This window comes from Paracoccus zhejiangensis, from assembly GCF_002847445.1.
GTDB lineage: Bacteria > Pseudomonadota > Alphaproteobacteria > Rhodobacterales > Rhodobacteraceae > Paracoccus > Paracoccus zhejiangensis.
In genome coordinates this window covers 1,907,227-1,927,782 of record NZ_CP025430.1, presented here as the reverse complement: position 1 = coordinate 1,927,782, position 20,556 = coordinate 1,907,227, and the positions used below count along the sequence as shown (strand labels likewise).

At 66.2% G+C, this 20,556-nt stretch carries 17 protein-coding genes and 1 tRNA gene; 9 read left to right on the top strand and 9 right to left on the bottom strand.

Annotated elements, in window-relative coordinates; all coding sequences use genetic code 11:
* Positions 1 to 32 precede the first annotated feature (32 nt).
* Together CX676_RS09340 and purB are read right to left on the bottom strand one after the other, a co-directional pair.
* Positions 33 to 1,055 carry a FliG C-terminal domain-containing protein gene (locus CX676_RS09340; RefSeq protein WP_101752371.1) on the bottom strand — a complete coding sequence of 341 codons (1,023 nt, stop codon included), beginning with the start codon at positions 1,053 to 1,055 and terminating at the stop codon, positions 33 to 35.
* A 72-nt stretch (positions 1,056 to 1,127) separates the two neighbouring features.
* Entirely contained in the window at positions 1,128 to 2,444 is a 1,317-nt protein-coding gene (purB, locus tag CX676_RS09335; RefSeq protein ID WP_101752370.1) for an adenylosuccinate lyase, read from the bottom strand.
* Between the two features lie 128 nt (positions 2,445 to 2,572).
* On the opposite strand from purB, the gene CX676_RS09330 reads away from it, so the two are divergent.
* Both CX676_RS09330 and CX676_RS09325 read left to right on the top strand, forming a co-directional pair.
* Positions 2,573 to 3,313 carry a hypothetical protein gene (locus CX676_RS09330; protein WP_101752369.1) on the top strand — a complete coding sequence of 247 codons (741 nt, stop codon included), beginning with the start codon at positions 2,573 to 2,575 and terminating at the stop codon, positions 3,311 to 3,313.
* 37 nt (positions 3,314 to 3,350) lie between these two features.
* The gene (locus tag CX676_RS09325; protein WP_157935893.1) at positions 3,351 to 4,454 is read left to right on the top strand and encodes a YihY/virulence factor BrkB family protein; all 1,104 of its coding nucleotides are present in this window, start codon (positions 3,351 to 3,353) and stop codon (positions 4,452 to 4,454) included.
* A 4-nt stretch (positions 4,455 to 4,458) separates the two neighbouring features.
* Here CX676_RS09325 and CX676_RS09320 read toward each other — a convergent pair whose 3' ends face one another.
* From CX676_RS09320 to CX676_RS09300, 5 genes are all read right to left on the bottom strand, one after another.
* Positions 4,459 to 4,851, bottom strand: coding sequence for a nuclear transport factor 2 family protein (locus CX676_RS09320; RefSeq protein ID WP_157935892.1), 393 nt, complete (start codon positions 4,849 to 4,851; stop codon positions 4,459 to 4,461).
* Between the two features lie 72 nt (positions 4,852 to 4,923).
* The gene (locus tag CX676_RS09315; protein ID WP_101752366.1) at positions 4,924 to 5,601 is read right to left on the bottom strand and encodes an alpha/beta fold hydrolase; all 678 of its coding nucleotides are present in this window, start codon (positions 5,599 to 5,601) and stop codon (positions 4,924 to 4,926) included.
* A gap of 109 nt (positions 5,602 to 5,710) precedes the next feature.
* Positions 5,711 to 7,045: a trigger factor gene (tig, locus tag CX676_RS09310; RefSeq protein ID WP_101754240.1), complete on the bottom strand. Its 1,335-nt coding sequence runs from the start codon at positions 7,043 to 7,045 to the stop codon at positions 5,711 to 5,713.
* 23 nt (positions 7,046 to 7,068) lie between these two features.
* Positions 7,069 to 7,153 (bottom strand) — tRNA-Leu (locus CX676_RS09305).
* Between the two features lie 83 nt (positions 7,154 to 7,236).
* Complete coding sequence (locus CX676_RS09300; RefSeq protein WP_332872955.1) at positions 7,237 to 8,859, bottom strand: NAD(P)H-hydrate dehydratase; 1,623 nt, start codon at positions 8,857 to 8,859, stop codon at positions 7,237 to 7,239.
* Between the two features lie 222 nt (positions 8,860 to 9,081).
* Between CX676_RS09300 and CX676_RS09295 the strand changes: the two genes are divergently transcribed.
* Together CX676_RS09295 and glnA are read left to right on the top strand one after the other, a co-directional pair.
* The gene (locus CX676_RS09295) at positions 9,082 to 9,420 is read left to right on the top strand and encodes a P-II family nitrogen regulator (protein ID WP_101752364.1); all 339 of its coding nucleotides are present in this window, start codon (positions 9,082 to 9,084) and stop codon (positions 9,418 to 9,420) included.
* Between the two features lie 73 nt (positions 9,421 to 9,493).
* Complete coding sequence (gene glnA / locus CX676_RS09290) at positions 9,494 to 10,900, top strand: type I glutamate--ammonia ligase (RefSeq protein ID WP_101752363.1); 1,407 nt, start codon at positions 9,494 to 9,496, stop codon at positions 10,898 to 10,900.
* A gap of 73 nt (positions 10,901 to 10,973) precedes the next feature.
* Here the strand turns inward: glnA and CX676_RS09285 are convergent, their stop codons facing one another.
* Entirely contained in the window at positions 10,974 to 12,041 is a 1,068-nt protein-coding gene (locus CX676_RS09285; protein WP_101752362.1) for an alkene reductase, read from the bottom strand.
* 319 nt (positions 12,042 to 12,360) lie between these two features.
* Here CX676_RS09285 and CX676_RS09280 point away from each other — a divergent pair, with 319 nt between their 5' ends.
* Positions 12,361 to 12,783: a glyoxalase superfamily protein gene (locus tag CX676_RS09280; protein WP_198590311.1), complete on the top strand. Its 423-nt coding sequence runs from the start codon at positions 12,361 to 12,363 to the stop codon at positions 12,781 to 12,783.
* A gap of 63 nt (positions 12,784 to 12,846) precedes the next feature.
* On the opposite strand, the gene CX676_RS09275 is transcribed toward CX676_RS09280, so the two are convergent.
* Positions 12,847 to 13,638 carry a heme-dependent oxidative N-demethylase family protein gene (locus tag CX676_RS09275; RefSeq protein WP_101752361.1) on the bottom strand — a complete coding sequence of 264 codons (792 nt, stop codon included), beginning with the start codon at positions 13,636 to 13,638 and terminating at the stop codon, positions 12,847 to 12,849.
* 93 nt (positions 13,639 to 13,731) lie between these two features.
* Here CX676_RS09275 and CX676_RS09270 point away from each other — a divergent pair, with 93 nt between their 5' ends.
* The 4 genes from CX676_RS09270 (at position 13,732) to mgrA (ending at position 20,556) form a co-directional block, all read left to right on the top strand.
* Positions 13,732 to 14,961 (top strand): putative DNA modification/repair radical SAM protein, encoded by a 1,230-nt coding sequence (locus tag CX676_RS09270; RefSeq protein WP_408634483.1) that lies wholly within the window; start codon positions 13,732 to 13,734, stop codon positions 14,959 to 14,961.
* Complete coding sequence (locus CX676_RS09265; protein ID WP_101752360.1) at positions 14,961 to 16,409, top strand: UdgX family uracil-DNA binding protein; 1,449 nt, start codon at positions 14,961 to 14,963, stop codon at positions 16,407 to 16,409. The genes CX676_RS09270 and CX676_RS09265 overlap by 1 nt, the downstream gene beginning before the upstream one ends.
* 186 nt (positions 16,410 to 16,595) lie before the next feature.
* Positions 16,596 to 19,493 (top strand): isoleucine--tRNA ligase, encoded by a 2,898-nt coding sequence (ileS, locus tag CX676_RS09260; protein WP_101754237.1) that lies wholly within the window; start codon positions 16,596 to 16,598, stop codon positions 19,491 to 19,493.
* Positions 19,486 to 20,556, top strand: a complete 1,071-nt coding sequence (gene mgrA / locus CX676_RS09255) for an L-glyceraldehyde 3-phosphate reductase (protein WP_101752359.1) — start codon at positions 19,486 to 19,488, stop codon at positions 20,554 to 20,556. The genes ileS and mgrA overlap by 8 nt, the downstream gene beginning before the upstream one ends.

The window sequence follows — 20,556 nt, the reverse complement described above, 5'->3', positions numbered from 1 at the left end:
GCAAGCTGAGAAGGCTGACGGGACATGCGCCGTCAGGCCGCGGTCTCGCCGTCTTCGGGAAGCGGCACGAAGGCCAGATCGCCGGCATCGACAAGCTTCCGGATCGCGGTCACGACCTCGCCCATGGCTGCCTCGGCGTCGCGCGTGCGGATGGCGCCTGCGCTTTCCATGTCGCCCCGCAGCGATTCGGCCAGGCGCTGCGGCAGGTTCGACAGGATGAAGATCGCCGCCTCGGCGTCATTGTCCTTGGCACCGGCAAGGGCGCGGACCAGCACGGCATTGTCGACCTCGCGGGTGATGCGCGGAATGTCGCGGGGGGCGATCCGCTCGGGGATATGGCGGAAGGTGAAGATGGTCTTGCGCACGCCGCCGGCGAAATCCGCATCGTCCTGGTCCAGACCGTCAAGGATCGCGTCGCGAAGATCCGAGCTGGCGAAGTTCAGCATCGCACCCACCCGCTCGGTCGCGGGCGAGTCGATGGCCGGGCGGGGCAGGCTGTCGGCAGCCTGAAGCAGCACGAGGCCGATGCGCTGCAAGGCCGATTGCGTCACCGCGCCGGTCATCGACATGGCCAGGGCCACGGCGCGCGCGCGCTCGCGCGGCAGGCCGGCGAAGACCTCGGACGAGGTTTCGACCGGCAGTTTCGACAGCATCAGGGCGGCGATCTCGACCGCCTCGCTGCTGGCCAGGGTGACCAGGCGGTCAACTGCCAGCGCCGCCACCCGCTCCCACGGGTCGCTGCGCCCACTCAGCGCAGCCGCGCGCCGCAGTCGGTCGGTGGCATCCTCGGACAGTTGCTGCCCCAACAGTTCCAGCGTTGCACCCAGAGTCCCCGGAAAGGTGAGCCCGATCCGTTCCAGCTGTTCGCAGAACTCGGTGATGACGGCGTCGCGGGTGCTGCGGTCGATCAACTGCATCGCCGCCATTTCCTCGGCCAGAAGCGCCTGAACCTCGGCATCCAGTTCCGAGATCGGCAACTGGTCCTCGTCGTCCAGCAGCAGCCGCACGATCACCGCAGCCTTCTGCCGCGCCGTCAGCTCTGTCGTGCTGGCCATCACCGTCCCCCGGAATCGATTCATTCCGGGGAACAATGACAGAACTTTGCTAAGGACCGGTTAGCTACCGGTCTATTTCGCCTCGGCCGGGCCAAAGACCCGCGCAAAGATCGTGTCGACATGCTTGGTGTGGTAGCCGAGGTCGAATTTCTCCTCGATCTCGGCCGGCGACAGCGCCGCCGTCACTTCCGGGTCGGCCTGCAATTCCTCTTTGAAATCCTTGCCCTGTTCCCAGACCTTCATGGCGTTTCTCTGTACCAGCCGATAGGCATCCTCGCGCGAGACGCCGGCTTGGGTCAAAGCCAGCAGCACCCGCTGGCTCATCACCAGACCTTTGAACTTGTTCATGTTCTTCAGCATGTTGTCGGGATAGACAACCAGCTTCTCGATCACGCCCGCCAGCCGGTTCAGGGCGAAATCCAGCGTGATGGTGGCATCCGGCGCGATGCCGCGCTCGACCGAGCTGTGCGAGATATCGCGCTCGTGCCACAGGGCCACGTTCTCCATTGCCGGAACGACGGTCATGCGCACCAGACGGGCGAGGCCGGTCAGGTTCTCGGTCAGGACCGGGTTGCGCTTGTGCGGCATCGCGGACGAGCCCTTCTGGCCGGGGCTGAAGAATTCCTCGGCCTCCAGCACCTCGGTGCGCTGCATGTGGCGGATCTCGATGGCGACGTTCTCGATGCTGCTCGCGATGACGCCGAGCGTGGCGAAGAACATGGCGTGGCGATCGCGCGGGATCACCTGCGTGCTGATCGGCTCGGGACGCAGGCCCAGCATCTTGCACACATGCTCCTCGACCGCCGGATCGATATTGGCGAAGGTGCCGACCGCGCCCGAGATCGCGCCGGTGGCGACTTCCCACCGGGCCTTTTCCAGCCGGTTCTTGTTGCGGTCCATCTCGGCATAGAAGCGGGCGAAGGTCAGGCCAAGCGTGGTCGGTTCGGCATGGATGCCGTGGCTGCGGCCGATGCGCACGGTATCCTTGTGCTCCAGCGCGCGGCGCTTCAGCGCGGCCAGGACCTTGTCCATGTCGGCCAAGAGGATGTCGGCGGCGCGCACCAGCTGCACGTTCAGCGTGGTGTCGAGCACGTCCGAGCTGGTCATGCCCTGATGGACAAAGCGGGCCTCGTCGGCGCCGATGATCTCGGCCAGATGGGTCAGGAAGGCGATGACGTCATGCTTGGTGACGGCCTCGATCTCGTCGATGCGCGCGACGTCGAATTCCACATCCTTGGCCTTCCAGACCGCCTCGGCGCTGGCGCGCGGGATCACCCCCAACTCGGCCTGGGCGTCGCAGGCATGGGCCTCGATCTCGTACCAGATACGGAACTTGGTTTCGGGCGACCAGATGGCGGTCATTTCGGGGCGGGCATAGCGAGGGATCATCGGCGGGCTCCTGTCTGGCTTGGGCGCGGGATAGCGGGACTGTGGCCGGGGGGCAAGATTTCACCGCAGCCGGAACATTCCGCCGGGGTGGCGGGTTGACCTGCAAACAGCCATTCCCGAGGTCCGCCATGTCATCCGAGCGCGATGTGAACCCGAAACCAAGTGAAACCGAAACCGCCGCCAGCCTGCGCGGCCCCACTCATTCCTCGCGGATTCCGCCATCTGAACCGGGGCCTTACGGTGATGCCGCGCGTTCCGCCAGCCGCCCGCGCCGGCAAACGCTGACCGGCAAGGTGATCTATTACGGCGGTGCCGGCATCCTCGCCGCGGCCGCGACGGCGGCTGTTGTGCTGGCGGCGCGCAAGCTGACCGAACGGGGCGATGAGCCTGTCGCCGACAGCCCGCCTGCCCCCCAGCTTGCGCCGCGCTTTGCCACGCTGGACGAGGACGAGCGTGAAGAGATTCGCCGCCGCGCCCGGGAACAGGCGCGCGCCGATCGCAACCGGGCGGCCCGTCTGCGCGCCAAGGCTGCGCGCGCGCGCGTTGCCCCGCGCCGCAATATCGCGCGCGACGTGACCGAGACCGCCGACAATCTCTCGGGCAGCATCCACGGGGTTATCGGCGCGCTGACCAGCGCCTTGTCCGGTTTCCGGCAGGTCGCCGGGCAGGCCGGGGGGATCGTGCGCGATTTCTCGGACGCCGCCGATACCGTGCGCAGCCTGCTCGACCGGCCCGAGGATCGGCGCGACACCCGCCCTGCGGATCGAGCCGAGACCCGGGCGCCGCAGGACGAGACAGCCCCGCGTGACAGCACGGTGAGGGTCGAGGACGAGGACCGGCGATCCCATGACCGCCTGCATCGCCTGTAACTCTCCCCGTTGCTGACCCTTGCCTGACTGGATGCCGATGACGAACCCGCCGCCCCGCAAAGCCTCGGTTCTCGATGCCTTGTTCGACGATCTGGATGACAGCACGCGGGCCCGGTTCGGCATCCGGCAGGCCGAGGCGGAGGCCGGGCGGGACTGGCAGGCGAGGCGCCGGAAGCTCGATTTCGACAAGGTCCTGCCGCCGCCCGAACGCGTCGGCCCGCCGGGCTCGGCGAAAACGCCCCTGCAGCTGCGCCGCCAGGACTGGGTCGCCATCGCCAAGCGGGTGCTGACCCAGGTGAACGAGGACCGGGTGCCCGAGGTGGCGGGGGGCGTGACCTTCTTCGCCCTTCTGGCGCTGTTCCCGGCGCTGACCGCCTTTGTCTCGATCTACGGGCTTTTTGCCGATCCGCAGAAGATCATCGACAATTTCGAGATGTTGAACCGCTTCATTCCCGAAAGCGCGTTGACCATTCTTCTGGACCAGACCGAGGCCATCACCTCGGCCCCGCAGGCGGCGCTGTCGTTGGCGACCGTCATGGGCCTGCTGATCGCCTTCTATTCGGCCAATGGCGGCACCAAGGCGATGATCTCGGCGATGAACGTGGCGTGGTTCCAGAAGGAGAGGCGCGGCTTCCTGCAGTTGAACCTGCTGGCGATGGGCTTCACCGTCGGCGCCGCCCTGCTGGTCGTCACCATGTTCAGCGCCATCGCGGTCTTGCCGGCGGTCTTCGGCTTCCTGCCGGTCGACCGCTATACCGAGTCCCTGGTGAACTGGCTGCGCTGGCCGATCATCTTCGTGGCGATGCTGCTGGCGCTGGCGGTGTTTTACCGCTTCGGCCCCAGCCGGCGCAGCGCGCGCTGGCACTGGATCTCGCCCGGTGCGCTGTTCGCGGCGCTTGGCCTTGCCGTCGCCTCGCTGCTTTTCTCGTGGTACGCGGCGAATTTCGCCAATTTCAACCAGACCTATGGCTCGCTCGGGGCGGCCATCGGCCTGATGATGTGGCTGTGGATCGCCTCGATGGTGGTGATCGTCGGCGCCGAGATCAATTCCGAGGTCGAGCGGCAGATCAAGATCGAGAACGAGATCCCGGTCCCCGGCGATCCCGAGGCCGACGAGGCAGGCACGACGCCGGTTGCCTGACGGGTCAGAACTTCGCCAGATTGGGGTCCGATTCCAGCACGCCGCGGCGCCATTCGGGTATGCTGTTCGGATAGGACCAGAACTCGACCTGCTTGCAGATCTTGCCGTCGCGGATGTCGTGGAAGCTGGCCGCGCGCGCGATCATGTGCAGGTCGCGCTGCATCACCCGCACATCGCTGGCGGCGTGATCGCCCTCGGTCACCACCCGCATCACCTCGAAAAGCCAGCCGTGCTGGCCCGCCAGCGAGGCATTGGCGGCAACGAAGGCCTCGCGCCCACGGAAGATCTCGCCGGTTTGCGGCCAGATGCCGACGAAGTCATCGGTCAGGAAATGCTCGGCCACGGCGGCCCATTCGTTGCCGTTCATGGCGGTCCAGAAATCGCGGATCAGTGACATGGCGCGGTCCTCCCTGCCGGGGATCATGGCCAGCGGGGTGGCGGCTGGCAAGCGGGATCGCGCGGGCGCGCGTCAGGCGTCGAGAAAGGCCGTCAGCGCGGCCGAGAGTTCGCCCGGCGCCTCCATCGGGATCATGTGACCGGCATCGATGGTGACCATGCGCGCGCCGGGGATCGCCGCCAGCATCTCGCCGGATTCCGTGACCGAGCGCAGCCGGTCCTGACTGCCGGCGACGATCAGCGTCGGGCAGGTGATGGCGGCAAGCTGCTGCAGGTCGCCATCACGCCGGAACAGCGACTGGCGGCGGAAGGCCTCGCCGCCAAGCCTGAGGCTCATGGCATGAATGCGTTCGACCAGCGCCGTATCGCCCTCGCGGTCCGGGGCAAGCGCCATGCGGATCGCCCGGTGGCTGATCCCACCGAAAAGCGCCGGGTCCGCATTCGCAACCAGCGCCTTGCGCTGCGCCTGAAAGGCCGAATCGCCGCGCGCCGAGGTGGCGACCAGCACCATGCGCCGCACGCGGTCCGGTGCTGCCCGCTGGATCGCGCGGGCGACATAGCCGCCCATCGAGAAGCCGATCAGGTCGAACCGCTTGGGCGCGGCCTCCAAGGTCTGTGCCGCCATCTCCTCGATGGAGTGACCGCGCGAGGGATCGGCATGATGGATCGGTCCGAAGCGGGCGAGGGCGTCACCCATATCGGTCCAGAGATCATCGTCGAGCATGAAGCCGGGCGCGAGAACAAGGGCCATCGCGGTTTCTCCTCTGTCGGTCCCGCGGGCGACGGTCTTGCGCCCACAGGATATGAAAAGGCCCCGCCTGTTCAGGCGGGGCCGATCTGTCAGGCTTGGGCCGGAACGATCAGAGTTCGTCCAGCGCCTCGACGGCCTTTTCCAGATCCTCTTTCGAGACTTCCTTGTCCTTGACCTTGGCGCCCTCGGCGATGTGGTCGACGACCTTGTCCTCGAAGATCGGCGCGCGCAGCTGCTGCTGGGCGGCCTGGTTCTGCTGGATGAACTCGAAGAAGGCGCGCTCCTGGCCCGGATACTGACGGGCGGCGTTCATCACCGCCTGGGTCATTTCCTGGTCGCTCACGGCGATCTCGGCCTTCTGGCCGATATCGGCCAGCAGGAGGCCAAGGCGCACGCGGCGCTCGGCCAGTTTCTTGTGCTCGTCGGTCGGCTCGATGGCGCCGTGGTTATGGCCGTGATCGTCCGGGTGCTCTTCGTGATAGAGCTGGTGGGCGATCTGGGCGGCCTCGGCCTCGACCAGCGATTCCGGCAGGTCGAAGCTGACCATGCCGTCCAGCTGGTCCAGCAGGGCGCGCTTCAGCACGGCGCGCGAGGCACCGGCATATTCGGCTTCCAGGCGGTCGGCGATCTGCTTCTTCAGCGCGTCCAGGTCCTCGGCACCGAATTTCTTGGCCAGCTCGTCATCGATCTCGGCGGCTTTCGGGGCTTTCACGGATTTCACCGTGGTCTCGAAGGTCGCGGCCTTGCCGGCCAGATGCGGGGCGCCGTATTCGGCGGGGAAGCTGACTTCCACCTTCACCTCGTCACCGGCCTTGGCGCCGACCAGCTGCTCTTCGAAGCCGGGGATGAAGCTGCCCGAACCCAGAACCAGCGGATAGTCCTCGGCTGCACCGCCTTCGAAGGCCTCGCCATCGACGAAGCCCTTGAAGTCGATCACGACCTGGTCGCCGTCCTTGGACTTCGTGCCCTTCTTGCGGTCTTCGAAGTTCTGGGCGTTCTTGGCCAGGTTCTCCAGCGCCTCGGTGACGGCGCTGTCCTCGGCCTTCACCTTCAGCCGCTCGAGTTTCACCTTGGACACGTCCAGCTCGGGGATCTGGGGCAGGGTCTCGTAGGAGACGTTGACGACCATGTCGTCGCCCTCTTTCCAGTTCTCGCCGTTCTCCATCTCGATCTTGGGCTGGGTCGCCGGACGGTCGCCCGAGCTTTCCAAGTGGTCGCGCAGCGCGCCATCGATCGATTCCTGCATGGCTTCGCCCATCAGGCGCTGGCCGAACTGCTTCTTCAGCAGCGCCATCGGCACCTTGCCCTTGCGGAAGCCCTTCATCTCGATCTCGGGCTGGGCCTCTTTCAGCTTGCCGTCAACCTTGGTGGCCAGCTCGTCGCCGGTCAGCGTGATCTGGTAGCCGCGCTTCAGACCTTCGTTCTGGGTTTCCTTGACCTGCATGGTTCTTCCTTCATCATCCATCTTGGTGCGGGTGGAGGGACTTGAACCCCCACGCCTTGCGGCGCCAGAACCTAAATCTGGTGCGTCTACCAATTTCGCCACACCCGCAATGTCAAACGGGCGGACCAAAAGCCCGCCGCGCAAATTCCGCGCCGTGATAGCAGGGTCGCGCGCGGGGTGCGAGGGGATTCTTACAGGCCGAGATCGCGGAAGACGCCGGGCAGTTCTTCGGGCAGGTCATCGGCGATGAGGCCCGGGCCAAAGCGGCGCGCGGCGGCGGCGTGAAGCCAGGCGCCGGTCGCGGCGGCGTCGAGCGGCGGCAGGCCACGGGCCAAGATTCCGGTGATGATCCCGGCCAGCACATCGCCTGACCCTGCGGTGGCGAGCCAGGGGACAGCGTCCGGTCCTGCGGCCGGATTGATCCATGCCTCGACCGGCGGCTTGCCGCGCAGGCGCGGCGCATTCGCCGAGATGACCGTGGTCGGACCTTTCAGCAGGATCACGGCTTTGGCCCGGTCGGCTGCCTCACGCACGGCGTCCAGCGTGGAGAGGGTCGGGTGCTTCTGTTTCAGACGCGCCCCGAGATCGGGAAAGACCCGCGCGAACTCGCCCTCATGCGGAGTCAGGATCGTGTTCACATGCAGACCTTGCAGAAAGGCCTGGCCCTGTGCCGCACCGGCGGTCAGCGCGTCGGCGTCCAGCACCGTCGGCCGTCCGGCACGAAAGGGCAGATCGAAGGTGAACTTCTGGTTGCCAACCCAGGTAACCGGCTTGGGGTCGCGGGCATCTTCCGCGAGCACGGGCAGCAGCGTCGCGGCGCGCTCTACCCCAAGGCCCGGCCCGGCGCAGATGGCGTTGATGCGCTTGTCAGCCAGCAGTTTCCGCAGGTCATCAGGCTCGTCCAGAGGCCGGAGCATGACCGCGTCCGGAAGGGAGGCCGCATTCTCCGCGATCGCGTCCCGCGGACAGGCGAGGGTCACAAGGCCCGCGCCGCATCGAAGGGCCGCGCGCGCCGCCAATCGCGCTGCCCCGCCCCGGCCCGCTGCCCCGGCCAGGATCAGCGCGTGACCGTGGTCGAATTTGTGACCGGAGGACTTGCTCAACGGGCGAGCCAGCGCCGGCGAGGTCAGCCGGATGGACGGCACCGGTTCGTGACGCAAGGCAGGGCCGTCAAAATGGCGCCTGACATCCTGTTCCAGCCCGATATCGGCAACGACCAGTTCGCCCGACCGATCCGGTCCCTCCTCGAGCTTGTGGCCGACCTTTGCCCGCTGGAAGGTGACCGTCAGAGTCGCACGTATGTGGGACCGTTCGCGCCCGTCGATGGCATAGCGTCCCGAATCCAGATCGAGCCCGCTCAGCGCATCGACCGCGATGACGGGGTTTCCCCCTTCAACGGCATCCGAAAGATGATTGGCCCAGGTCGATGGCAGCGGGCGATTGGCGCCCGTTCCAAGCATGGCATCGATAACAACATCGCTCGACCCGATCTCGAAGTCGGGTGAGGTCAAATCGGTATCTTCCGCCGGATCTGGCAACCAGAAATCCCCGTCGCCCAGCATCTGCTGCCAGCGGTCATGGTTGACGGCGGCATCTGGCGACAGTCGGTCGCGTTCACCCAGAAACAGGGTGGTCACCTCTGTTCCACGATCCTTCAACAATCGCGCGATGACAAAGCCGTCGCCCCCATTGTTGCCAGGTCCGCAGAGCACGAATGCCCGCCCCGGGTCAGGCCACCGCTCGAGCAGCGCCGCGACCACCGCCGCGCCCGCCCGTTCCATCAGCTCCAGCCCCGTGACCGCGCCGCTGTCCATCGCGGCAGATTCGATGGCGCGCATTTGGGCGGTGGTCAGGATTTCGGTGCCATTCAGCATAGGTGTTGCCTAAATTTTGGGCGTCATGCACTATTTTTAACCAGAGAGGCGCGCTTCGCGTTTTCCGCCCCGCCTTGGCCGCTCTGTCGCTTTACCCCGGCCATCAAACCCGCCAATCAGGCTTCAGGCAAGCCGCTGAGGATGCAGGAAGGATCAATTGCGATGAAGAAGGTCGAGGCGATCATCAAGCCGTTCAAGCTGGACGATGTGAAGGAAGCTCTGCAAGAGGCTGGCGTTCAGGGCCTGTCGGTGACCGAGGTCAAGGGCTTTGGCCGTCAGAAGGGCCATACCGAACTGTATCGCGGCGCGGAATACGTTGTGGACTTCCTGCCCAAGGTGAAGATCGAGATGGTCCTGCCCGACGATCAGGTCGATGCCGCCATCGACGCCATCGTGGCCGCCGCGCGCACCGAGAAGATCGGCGACGGCAAGATTTTCGTGTCGCCGGTCGAGCAGGCGATCCGCATCCGCACCGGTGAAACCGGCGACGACGCCGTCTGAAGCGCGCGCCGGATCAACGTAATACCGGCCCGGCCTTCGTGCCGGGTCGGCCCATGAAGAAGAAGGGGAAGAGATGAAAGTCAAAGACGTATTGAAGCTGATCGAGGACGAAGAGGTCGCCTATGTCGACGTTCGCTTCACCGATCCCAAGGGCAAGCTTCAGCATGTGACGCTGGACCGCGATCTGGTCGACGAGGACTTCTTTGAGGAAGGCTTCATGTTCGACGGCAGCTCGATTGCCGGCTGGAAGTCGATCGACCAGTCCGACATGAAGCTGATCCTCGACCCGGCCTCGGTCTATATCGATCCGTTCTATGCCGAGAAGACCCTCTGCGTGCATTGCAACGTGGTCGAGCCGGATACCGGCGAGGCCTATAGCCGCGACCCGCGTGGTACCGCCGTCAAGGCCGAGGCTTACCTGAAATCCTCGGGCATCGGCGACACGGCCTATTTTGGCCCGGAAGCCGAGTTCTTCATCTTCGACGACGTGCGCTATTCGGTCACGCCGCAGAAGGTGTCGTTCCAGATCGACGCGGCCGATGCCGCCTGGAACACCGACACCGAATACGAGATGGGCAACCAGGCCCACCGCGCCCAGCACAAGGGCGGCTATTTCCCGGTGAACCCGATCGATACCGGCCAGGACATCCGCGGCGAGATGCTGTCGACCATGAAGCGCATGGGCATCAAGGTCGACAAGCACCACCACGAGGTCGCCACCTGCCAGCACGAGCTGGGGATGATCTTCGGCGGGCTGACCGAGCAGGCCGACAACATCCAGAAATACAAATACGTCATCCACAACGTCGCCGCCGCCTATGGCAAGACGGTGACCTTCATGCCGAAGCCGATGAAGGGCGATAACGGCTCGGGGATGCACGTCAACATGTCGATCTGGAAGGGCGGCAAGCCGCTGTTCGCGGGCGACAAGTATGCCGACCTGTCGCAGGAAGCCCTGTGGTTCATCGGCGGCGTGCTGAAACATGCCAAGGCGCTGAACGCGCTGACCAACCCCTCGACCAACAGCTACAAGCGTCTGATCCCGGGCTTCGAGGCCCCCGTGCTGCGCGCCTATTCGGCCCGCAACCGCTCGGGCTGCGTCCGTATCCCGTGGACCGAATCGCCCAAGGCCAAGCGCGTCGAAGCCCGCTTCCCCGATCCCTCGGCCAACCCCTACCTGTGCTTTGCCGCCCTGCTGATGGCCGGTCTCGACGGCATCAAGAACAAGATCGATCCGGGCCCGGCTTCGGACAAGGATCTCTATGATCTGCCGCCGGAAGAACTGGCCGAGATCCCGACCGTCTGCGGCAGCCTGCGCGAGGCGCTGGAAGAGCTGGAGAAGGACATGGACTTCCTTTTGGCGGGCGATGTCTTCACCCGCGACCAGCTGGAATCCTACATGGCGCTGAAATGGGAAGAGGTCTATGCCTACGAGCACACGCCTCACCCGGTTGAATACCTGATGTATTACAGCTGCTGAACGGCAGGACCGAGGAACGGGAAAGGGCGCCGCGAGGCGCCCTTTTTCTTTGGCAACGAAGGGTCTGGCGGTGTTACTCCGCCGCGATCTCGGCCAGCGCCGGATAGTCGGTATAGCCATTGGCCCCGCCGACATAGAGGGTCGAGGGGTCGAGCTTGTTCAGCGCCACACCGGCGCGGACGCGCGCGACCAGATCGGGGGTGGCGATGAAGTCGCGGCCAAAGCCCACGGCATCGGCGCGGCCTTCCGCGACCAGCGTCTCGGCACTGGCGGGGGTCAGGCCCTCATTGGCGATGACCGGGCCGCCGAAGGCCTCGCGGATGGCGCTGAGCAGGCTGTCATCGCCCGGATGTTCGCGCAGCATCAGGAAGGCCAGACCCCGCGCACCCATCTCGCGCGCCACATGGGTGAAGAGGGCATGGGGATCGCTGTCGCCCACGTCATGGCTGTCGCCGCGCGGCGCCAGATGCAGGCCCACGCGATCCGCGCCCCAGACCGAGATCACCGCATCAGCCACCTCGGTCAGCAGACGCGCGCGGTTCTCGATCGAGCCGCCATAGCCATCCTCGCGGCGGTTCGACTTGTCCTGCAGGAACTGGTCGATCAGGTAGCCATTGGCGCCATGGATCTCGACCCCGTCAAAGCCGGCGCGCTTGGCGTTCTCGGCGCCCTTGCGATAGGCCTCGACGATGCCCGGCAGCTCATCGGTTTCCAGCGCGCGGGGCGTGGCGTAGGGGCGCTGCGGGCGAAGCAGGCTGACATGGCCGGCCGGCTGGATCGCCGAGGGGGCGACGGGCAGATCGCCGTTCAGCAACTCGGGGTCCGAGATGCGGCCGACATGCCAGAGCTGCAACAGGATGCGGCCGCCGCGGGCATGGACGGCCTCGGTCACCAGCTTCCAGCCCTCGACCTGTTCGTCGCTCCAGATGCCCGGGGTGGCGGCATAGCCCACGCCCTGCGGCGTGACGCTGGTCGCCTCGCTGATGATCAGCCCGGCCTCGGCGCGTTGCGCGTAATATTCGGCCATCAGCGCATTCGGCAGGCGCTCGTCGCCGGCGCGGCTGCGGGTCAGCGGGGCCATCACGATGCGGTTGGGCAGATGCAGCGCGCCCAGGTCAAGCGGCGTGAAAAGCGTGGTCATTACAGGTCCTTTCGGGTTGTCCGACGATTGCAGCTATGTCTGGGGCGGAACTGCGACAAGCCGGCAGCTGGGTGATTTTCGCAAGGGCGTGTTGCGGAAATGGCATGGAACCGGCCTGTCTCGGGCCACCGGGGGCAGGGGGCTTGAACGCCGATCAAGCCTGCCCCATATCCGCCTCTCGGGTTCAGGCCCCGGCCGCTCACAAGGCAAGACGCCTCTGGTGAAGTCCTGAACAGCTACCCGCTTTCGGCAATATGCCCGATGGCGGCAATGTGAGCCCCGCCCTGCTAAGGCATCATTGTCTGAAGGACTGAAAACCATGGCCATGACCCATGATATGAATACGTTGAAATCGCAGGCCAAGAACCTGCGCGCCGCGCTGACCCGTGCGGGTAATCCCGTAACCCATTCGCAGGCGCTGGAACTGGTGGCGCAAAGCCACGGCGCGCGCGACTGGAACACCGCCCATGCGACCGCCGAAACGGCGCCGCTGTGGCAATTCGGCGGCGCGGTGCGCGGCCGTTACCTGGGCCAGCCCTTTACCGGGCGGGTGATCGCGGCCAGCGAACGCGGCCGCAACCACCACGCGCTGACCATCGCCTTTGACAAGCCGGTCGACGTGTCGCGCTCGGACCTGTTCGAGGCGCCGCGCAAGCGGATCAACGCCACGGTGAACACCGACGGGCGCAGCATCAGCCGCACCTCGGACGGCCAGCCGCACCTGGTTCTGGAAACCGCCTGAGCGACCCGGACCAGTGAGGAACGGAGCAAGGGGGCCATTGGCCCCCTTGTTTCGTTTCGCCCCTCAGGACGAGCGGCGGATCGGAAACTCCTCCAGCAGCGCGGCCTGTTCCGGGCTCAGCGCATCGGGGTGGATCATGCTGGTATGGATGGAAAACACCACTGCGCGGCTTTCGGGCAGGCGGAACAGGCATTGCCGCTCGACCCGGATGAAGGGCGTCTCGCCGGGCGGGATCGCCTTGCGCTCTTCGGTCAGCGGGTGGTGCAACCCGGAACTGGCCCAATGGGCGGTGCCGCGCATCAGCCCGCGACCCGGCTGCACCCCGTCCAGCAGCCGCTGGACCCGGCGCGCGACATCCTCGTCATAGCGGGCGACGGGCTGGTGGATGCGGATCATCGGGCGCAGGAATTTCTGCGCCAATGTCCAGCCCGCCGGAAAACAGAGGGCGGCGGCGACCAGCAGATGTTCCTCGCTGCCCTCGCGTCGGTCCATCAGGCACAGATCCTCGGCGGTCAGCCGGCCAAGCGTCGCCATCGGGACATCTCGGTCCAGCGGCACGGTGACGCCATCGGGTCGGGTGACACTGCCATCCGCGACCCGGTGCCCGAGTGCCGGCAGCAGCGGCAGGATCATCTCGAGCAATTCCCGCGCAGCCGGGCTGGCGCGCTCGTCCAGTGCCAGCACCGCCTCGGGCTGATCGGCGATCAGCCGGTCACGCAAGGCCATCTGGCCGGCATAGGCATCATCGACGCGCAGCCAGTCCGCGGGCGTGACCGGGATGGTGCCGGGCAGGCGGCGGGTAGCCGGGTCGGCCCAGGGGGCGAAGTCGAGGCGGGATTGCAGGACGGTGCTCATGGCCCATCTGTGCCGCCGGCGCGCGCTGCAAGCAAGGGGTTTGCGATAGATCAACTTGTCCGCATTCCGATCGTGTTCTATCTTTGTTCCATCATGCGCAAAACCCTGCAGGACAAGCTGGCCATTCTTGCCGATGCCGCGAAATACGACGCCTCCTGCGCGTCCAGCGGCACGTCCCGGCGCGATTCCAGCAAGGGCGGCATCGGCAGCGCCGGGGGCAGTGGGATCTGCCATGCCTATGCGCCGGACGGGCGCTGCATCAGCCTGCTGAAAATCCTGATGACGAATTTCTGCATCTACGACTGCGCCTATTGCATCAACCGCGTTTCGTCGGGCGTCGAGCGTGCGCGCTTTTCCCCCGAAGAGGTCGTCACCCTGACGCTGGAATTCTATCGCCGCAACTATATCGAGGGGCTGTTCCTCAGCTCGGGCATCATCCGCAGCCCCGACGACACCATGGCCGACATGGTGCGCATCGCGCGGATGCTGCGGCTGGATCACGGCTTCAAGGGCTATATCCACCTGAAATCCATCCCCGAGGCGAGCCGCGATCTGACGGACGAGGCCGGGCGCTATGCCGACCGGCTGTCGATCAATATCGAACTGCCGCAGGATGCCAGCACCCGGCGTCTCGCGCCGCAGAAGCGCCCCGAGACGATCCGCGCGGCCATGGCTGATGTGCGCCTTGCGCGCGAGGCCAGCCGAGATCGCAGCCATGGCGGCAAGCGGCCCGCGCGCTTTGCCCCGGCGGGGCAGTCGACCCAGATGATCGTGGGGGCAGATGCTGCCACCGATCGCGACATACTCGGCACGGCCTCGCGGCTCTACACCGGCTATCGGCTGAGCCGGGTCTATTACTCGGCCTTCAGCCCGATCCCCGATGCCTCGGCCGCGCTGCCGCTGATCCGGCCGCCGATGATGCGCGAGCACCGGCTGTATCAGGCGGATTGGCTGATGCGTTTCTACGGCTTCGACGCGGACGAGATCGCCGGGGCCGCCCCCTCGGGCAATCTGGACCTTGCGCTTGATCCCAAGCTGGCCTGGGCCCTGGCCAATCGCCATCTCTTCCCGGTCGAGGTGAACCGGGCCGGGCGCGAGATGCTGCTGCGCGTGCCGGGCTTTGGCACGCGCAGTGTCGAACGGATCATCGCGGCGCGACGCTCGGGACCGGTGCGCTATGGCGATCTTCTGCGGATCGGGGCGCAGATGGGCAAGGCGCGGCCCTTTGTCTCGCTGCCGGACTGGTCGCCGGGCGGTTTGACCGACAGCGCCGGGCTGCGCGCGCGGTTCGAGCCGGCACCGCAGCAATTGTCGCTGTTCTGATGTATAGGGTGGCCTTGCCGGCTCTGGGCATGGCACCCGCCTGGCGGAAGGCGGCGCGGCGGCTGGCCTCGCACCGGATCGCGGCGGACCGCATTGCGTGGAGTCGGGGTGAAGCAGAAACCGGGGGGCTCTTTGATGACCTGGCCCTGCCCGATGCCGACGGGCCGGCGGAGGTGCGTGCCAGCAAGCCGGTGATCGACCTGTTGGCGACGGTCATCTGCCATGCTGATCCCCAGGCGTCCGCGCTGGCCTATCAGGCGCTGCTGCGTCACCAGCGGGACCGCCTCGCGCTGTCGAATCCGGCCGATCCGCTGACCCTGCGACTGACGGCGCTGGCCCGATCAGTCCGCCGCGACATCCACAAGATGCATGCCTTTCTGCGCTTTCGCGAGCTGCCGGGAGATGGCCCGCGCCGCCGCTTTGCCGCCTGGTTCGAGCCCTCGCACCTGATCGAGGAACGCGCCGCGCCGTTCTTTGCGCGCCGCTTTGGCGACATGGACTGGATGATCCTGACACCTCGGGCGACGCTGCGTTTCGACACGGGCGGGCTGAGCTTCGGGCCGCCGCCCAAGGCCCGTCCCGAGTTGCCCGAAGATGCCAGCGAGGCGCTGTGGGGCACCTATTTCCAGAACATCTTCAACCCGGCGCGGGTGAAGATCGCGGCGATGAAGTCGGAAATGCCGGTGAAATACTGGAAGAACCTGCCCGAGACACGGCTGATTCCGCAGATGCTGGCGGATGCCGAAGGGCGGGTGGCGGCGATGCGCGCGGCCATGCCCTCGCAGCCGCCGGCCCATGTCGCGCGCATTCTGGACCGGCTTGCCGCGGCACCGCTGCCCGATCTGCCCGAAACGCTGGATCAGGCCGCCGAGGCCGCGCGAAGCTGCACCCGTTGCGGATTGTGCGAGGCTGCCACGCAGACGGTCTGGGGTGAAGGCGATCCCACGGCGCCGCTGATGATCGTGGGCGAACAGCCGGGCGATCACGAGGACCTGCAGGGTCGGCCCTTTGTCGGGCCGGCCGGGCAGCTGCTGCGCGAGGAGATGGCGCAGGCGGATCTGGGGCCGGTCTGGCTGACCAATGCAGTCAAGCATTTCAAGTTCCGTCCGCGCGGCAAGCTGCGCCTGCACCAGAGCCCCGACCGGGGCGAGATCGAGCATTGCCGCTGGTGGCTGGGGCTCGAGCGCCGCTTTGTTGCGCCGCGCCTGACGGTCGCCCTGGGCGGGTCCGCCGCCTATGCGCTGACCGGGCGGGCGGATCGCCTGAGCGAACGGCGCGGGCGGGTCGAACGGACGCTGGATGGCGGCGATGTGCTGGTCAGCTGGCATCCGAGTTACATCCTGCGGCTGGATAGCAGGGCGGCAGGGCAGGCGCGGCAGCAATTGCGCGACGATTTGGCGCTGGCCGGGCGGCTGGCGGCTCAGGGGGGCGCTGCCCCCATCGCCTGACGGCGATTCCCCCGGGATATTTGCACCAAGATGAAAGGGCCGGCGCTTGCAGCTTGCGGGCGGCATTCCTATAGAGAACGGCATGAGATTTCTGGGTTTCGGCATACGAATTAGCAGCCCGGCGGTGTGAGCCTTCGCGCCGCCGGGATCGATTCTGCCGAAACGACCGACCCAAAGGACCGCCCGATGAGCGCCGAGACCCCCGACTATCGCGATACCGTCTTCCTGCCCGAGACCGATTTCCCCATGCGCGCCGGCCTGCCCGCGCGCGAGCCCGAATGGCTGGAGCGTTGGGCGCAGATCGGCATCTATGACCGCCTGCGCGAGCGCGGGCAGGGCCGCACACCCTTCATCCTGCATGACGGTCCGCCCTATGCGAACGGGAACCTGCATATCGGCCACGCGCTGAACAAGACCCTGAAGGACATGGTGGTCCGCAGCCAGCAGATGATGGGCCGCGATGCGCGCTATGTGCCGGGCTGGGATTGCCACGGGTTGCCGATCGAATGGAAGATCGAGGAGCAGTATCGTCAGAAGGGGCAGGACAAGGACGCAATCGACGTGGTCGAGTTCCGCAAGGAATGCCGCCGCTTTGCCGAGCACTGGATCGATGTCCAGCGCGAGGAGTTCAAGCGCCTCGGCGTCACCGGCAAGTGGGACGATCCCTATCTGACGATGAACTACCATGCCGAGGCGGTGATCGCGGCCGAGTTCATGAAGCTGTTGATGGATGGGTCGCTGTATCAGGGGTCGAAGCCGGTAATGTGGTCGCCGGTCGAGAAGACCGCATTGGCCGAGGCGGAGGTCGAGTATCACGACCATACCAGTCACACGATCTGGGTGCGGTTCAAGCCGGTGGACGGGGCGCTCGACGGCGCCTCGGTGGTGATCTGGACCACCACCCCCTGGACCATCCCGCAGAACCGCGCCGTGGCCTTCAACCCGACGATCAGCTATGGCCTCTATGAGGTTGGCACGGTTCAGGAAAACGCCACCGCCAAACCCAGAGAGAAACTGCTGCTGGCCGATGCGCTGGCCGATGCGGTGATGGCCTCGGCCAAGGTCGAGAGCCACTCGCGCCTGCGCGATGTTTCGGCCGAGGAGCTTTCTGGCCTGATGCTGGCCCACCCGCTGCGCGGCGTCGAAGGCGGTGCGGGCGAATGGGATTATGATGTCCCCATGCTGCCCGGCGATCATGTCACCGAGGAGGCGGGCACCGGCTTTGTCCATACCGCCCCCAGCCATGGCGATGACGACTATCAGCTGGGCCAGAAATTCGGCCTGCCGATGACCTATAATGTCGAGCCGGACGGGTCTTACCGCGCCGACCTGCCGATCTTCGGCGGCGAGGCGATCATCCTGCCCGATGGCAAGGATGGCCCGGCCAATGTCAGCGTCATCAAGCAGCTGGCCTATGCCGGCGCGCTTCTGGCCAAGGGCAAGGTCAAGCACAGCTATCCGCACAGCTGGCGGTCCAAGGCGCCGCTGATCTATCGCAACACCCCGCAATGGTTCGCGGCCATCGACAAGAAGCTGGACGATGGCATGGGTGAATATGGCGACACGATCCGCACCCGCGCGCTGACCTCGATCGACAAGCTGGTGAAATGGACGCCGCAGACCGGGCGGAACCGGATCTTCTCGATGGTCGAGAACCGGCCCGACTGGGTGCTGTCGCGCCAGCGCGCCTGGGGTGTGCCGCTGACCTGCTTCGTGAAGAAGGGCGCGCGGCCCGATGACGCCGATTTCCTGCTGCGCGACGCCCGAGTGAACGACCGGGTGATTGCCGCCTTCGAGAAGGACGGGGCGGATGCCTGGTATCGGCCGGGCTTCAAGGAGACCGCGCTGGAGGGGGTGGCCAACCCCGAGGATTACGATCAGGTCATGGACGTGCTGGACGTCTGGTTCGACAGCGGTTCGACCCATGCCTTCGTGATCCGCGACCGGGCCGATGGCGCGCCGGACGGGATTGCCGACCTCTATCTCGAGGGCACCGACCAGCATCGCGGCTGGTTCCATTCCTCGCTGCTGCAAGCCTCGGCCACCAAGGGACGGGCGCCCTATCGCGGAGTGCTGACCCATGGCTTCACGCTGGACGAGAAGGGCATGAAGATGTCCAAATCGCTTGGCAATACCATCGTGCCGGCCGAGGTGATCAAGCAATATGGCGCGGATATCCTGCGGCTCTGGGTGGCGCATGTGGATTATACCGCCGACCAGCGGATCGGGCCCGAGATTCTGAAGGGCACCGCCGACAGCTATCGCCGGCTGCGCAACACGCTGCGCTTCATGCTGGGGAACCTTGCCGGGTTCAGCGAGGCCGAAAAGGTCGCGCCCGCGGACATGCCCGAGCTTGAACAGTGGATCCTGCACCGCCTCGCGCAGCTGGATCACAAGGTGCGGCAGGGCTATGACGCCTATGACTTCCAGGGCGTGTTCCAGACGCTGTTCCAGTTCTGCACCGTCGATCTGTCGGCCTTCTATTTCGACATCCGCAAGGACAGCCTCTATTGCGACGCGCCGGACAGCGTTCGCCGCCGCTCAGCCCGCACGGTCCTGGACATCCTGTTCCATCGCCTCGTGACCTGGCTGGCGCCGATCCTGCCCTTCACCATGGAGGATGTCTGGCTGTCGCGCTTCCCGTCCGAGGATGACAGCGTGCATCTGCACGACTTCCCGGTGACGCCCGCCGACTGGCTGAACGAGCCGCTGGCCGCGAAATGGGAGCATATCCGCCGCGCCCGCCGGGTGGTGACGGCGGCGCTGGAGGTCAAGCGCGCCGACAAGACCATTGGTGCCAGCCTCGAGGCCGCGCCGGTGGTGCATGTCGAGGAGGCGCCGATCCTTGCGGCGCTGAAATCGATCAACTTCGCCGATCTCTGCATCGTCTCGGACCTGTCGCTGACCGCCGATCCGGCCCCGAACGAGGCATTCCGTCTGGCCGAGGTGCCGGGCGTGGGCGTCGTCTTCGAACTGGCCGAGGGCGAGAAATGCGAGCGGTGCTGGAAGATCCTGCCGGATGTCGGCACGCACAAGCATCCGGGCCTCTGCGCCCGCTGTGACGCGGTGGTGAGCAATGCCTGAGCGTCCGCCGAAGCCCAAGGAGCCGGTCTGGCACCCGGCCGAGGATCGTTATGAACGGATGATCTATCGCCGATGCGGTCGCTCGGGCCTGCGGCTGCCGGCCATCAGCCTTGGGCTTTGGCACAATTTCGGCGATGACACGCCGCATCGGGTGAAGCAGGCCATTGCCCGGACCGCCTTTGACCATGGCATCACCCATTTCGACCTGGCCAATAACTACGGTCCCCGGGCGGGCCGTGCCGAAGAGGCCTTCGGCGAGATCCTGCGAAATGAGTTCAGGGGCCTGCGGGACGAACTGATTATCAGCAGCAAGGCCGGCTACGAGATGTGGGCCGGTCCCTACGGTGAATGGGGCAGCCGCAAGAGCCTGATCGCGTCCTGCGACCAGTCGCTGAAGCGGCTGGGGCTCGACTATGTCGATATCTTCTATTCCCACCGCTTCGATCCCGACACGCCGCTGGAGGAAACCATGGGCGCGCTGGATCATATCGTCCGCTCGGGGCGGGCGCTTTACGTGGGGATCTCGAGCTATAACACCGACCGCACGCGGGCGGCGGCGGCGATCCTGAAGGATCTGGGCACGCCCTGCCTGATCCACCAGCCGAGCTACAACATGCTGAACCGCTGGGTTGAGCGGGACGGGCTGTTGGACGCGCTGGAGGAGTTGGGGATAGGCAGCATCGGCTTTTCGGCCTTGGCGCAGGGGTTGCTGAGCGGGAAATATCTGCAAGGCATTCCGTCGGACAGCCGGGCGGCGCAGGGGAAATCGCTGTCGCCGGACTGGCTCGGCCCGGACATGATCGCGCGGCTCAACGGGCTGAACGATCTGGCCGAGGCGCGCGGGCAGACGCTGGCGCAGATGGCCATTGCCTGGTGCCTCAGGGGCGGGCGGTTGACCACGGCGCTGATCGGGGCCTCGCGGCCCGAGCAGGTGGTCGATTGCGTCGGTGCGCTGAAAAATCTCGAGTTCAGCGCCGAGGAGCTGGCGCGGATCGATACGCTCAGCGAAGGGGGCGATGTGAACCTCTGGGCGCGATCCTCGGAAGGCGCGGGCGAGCGCTGA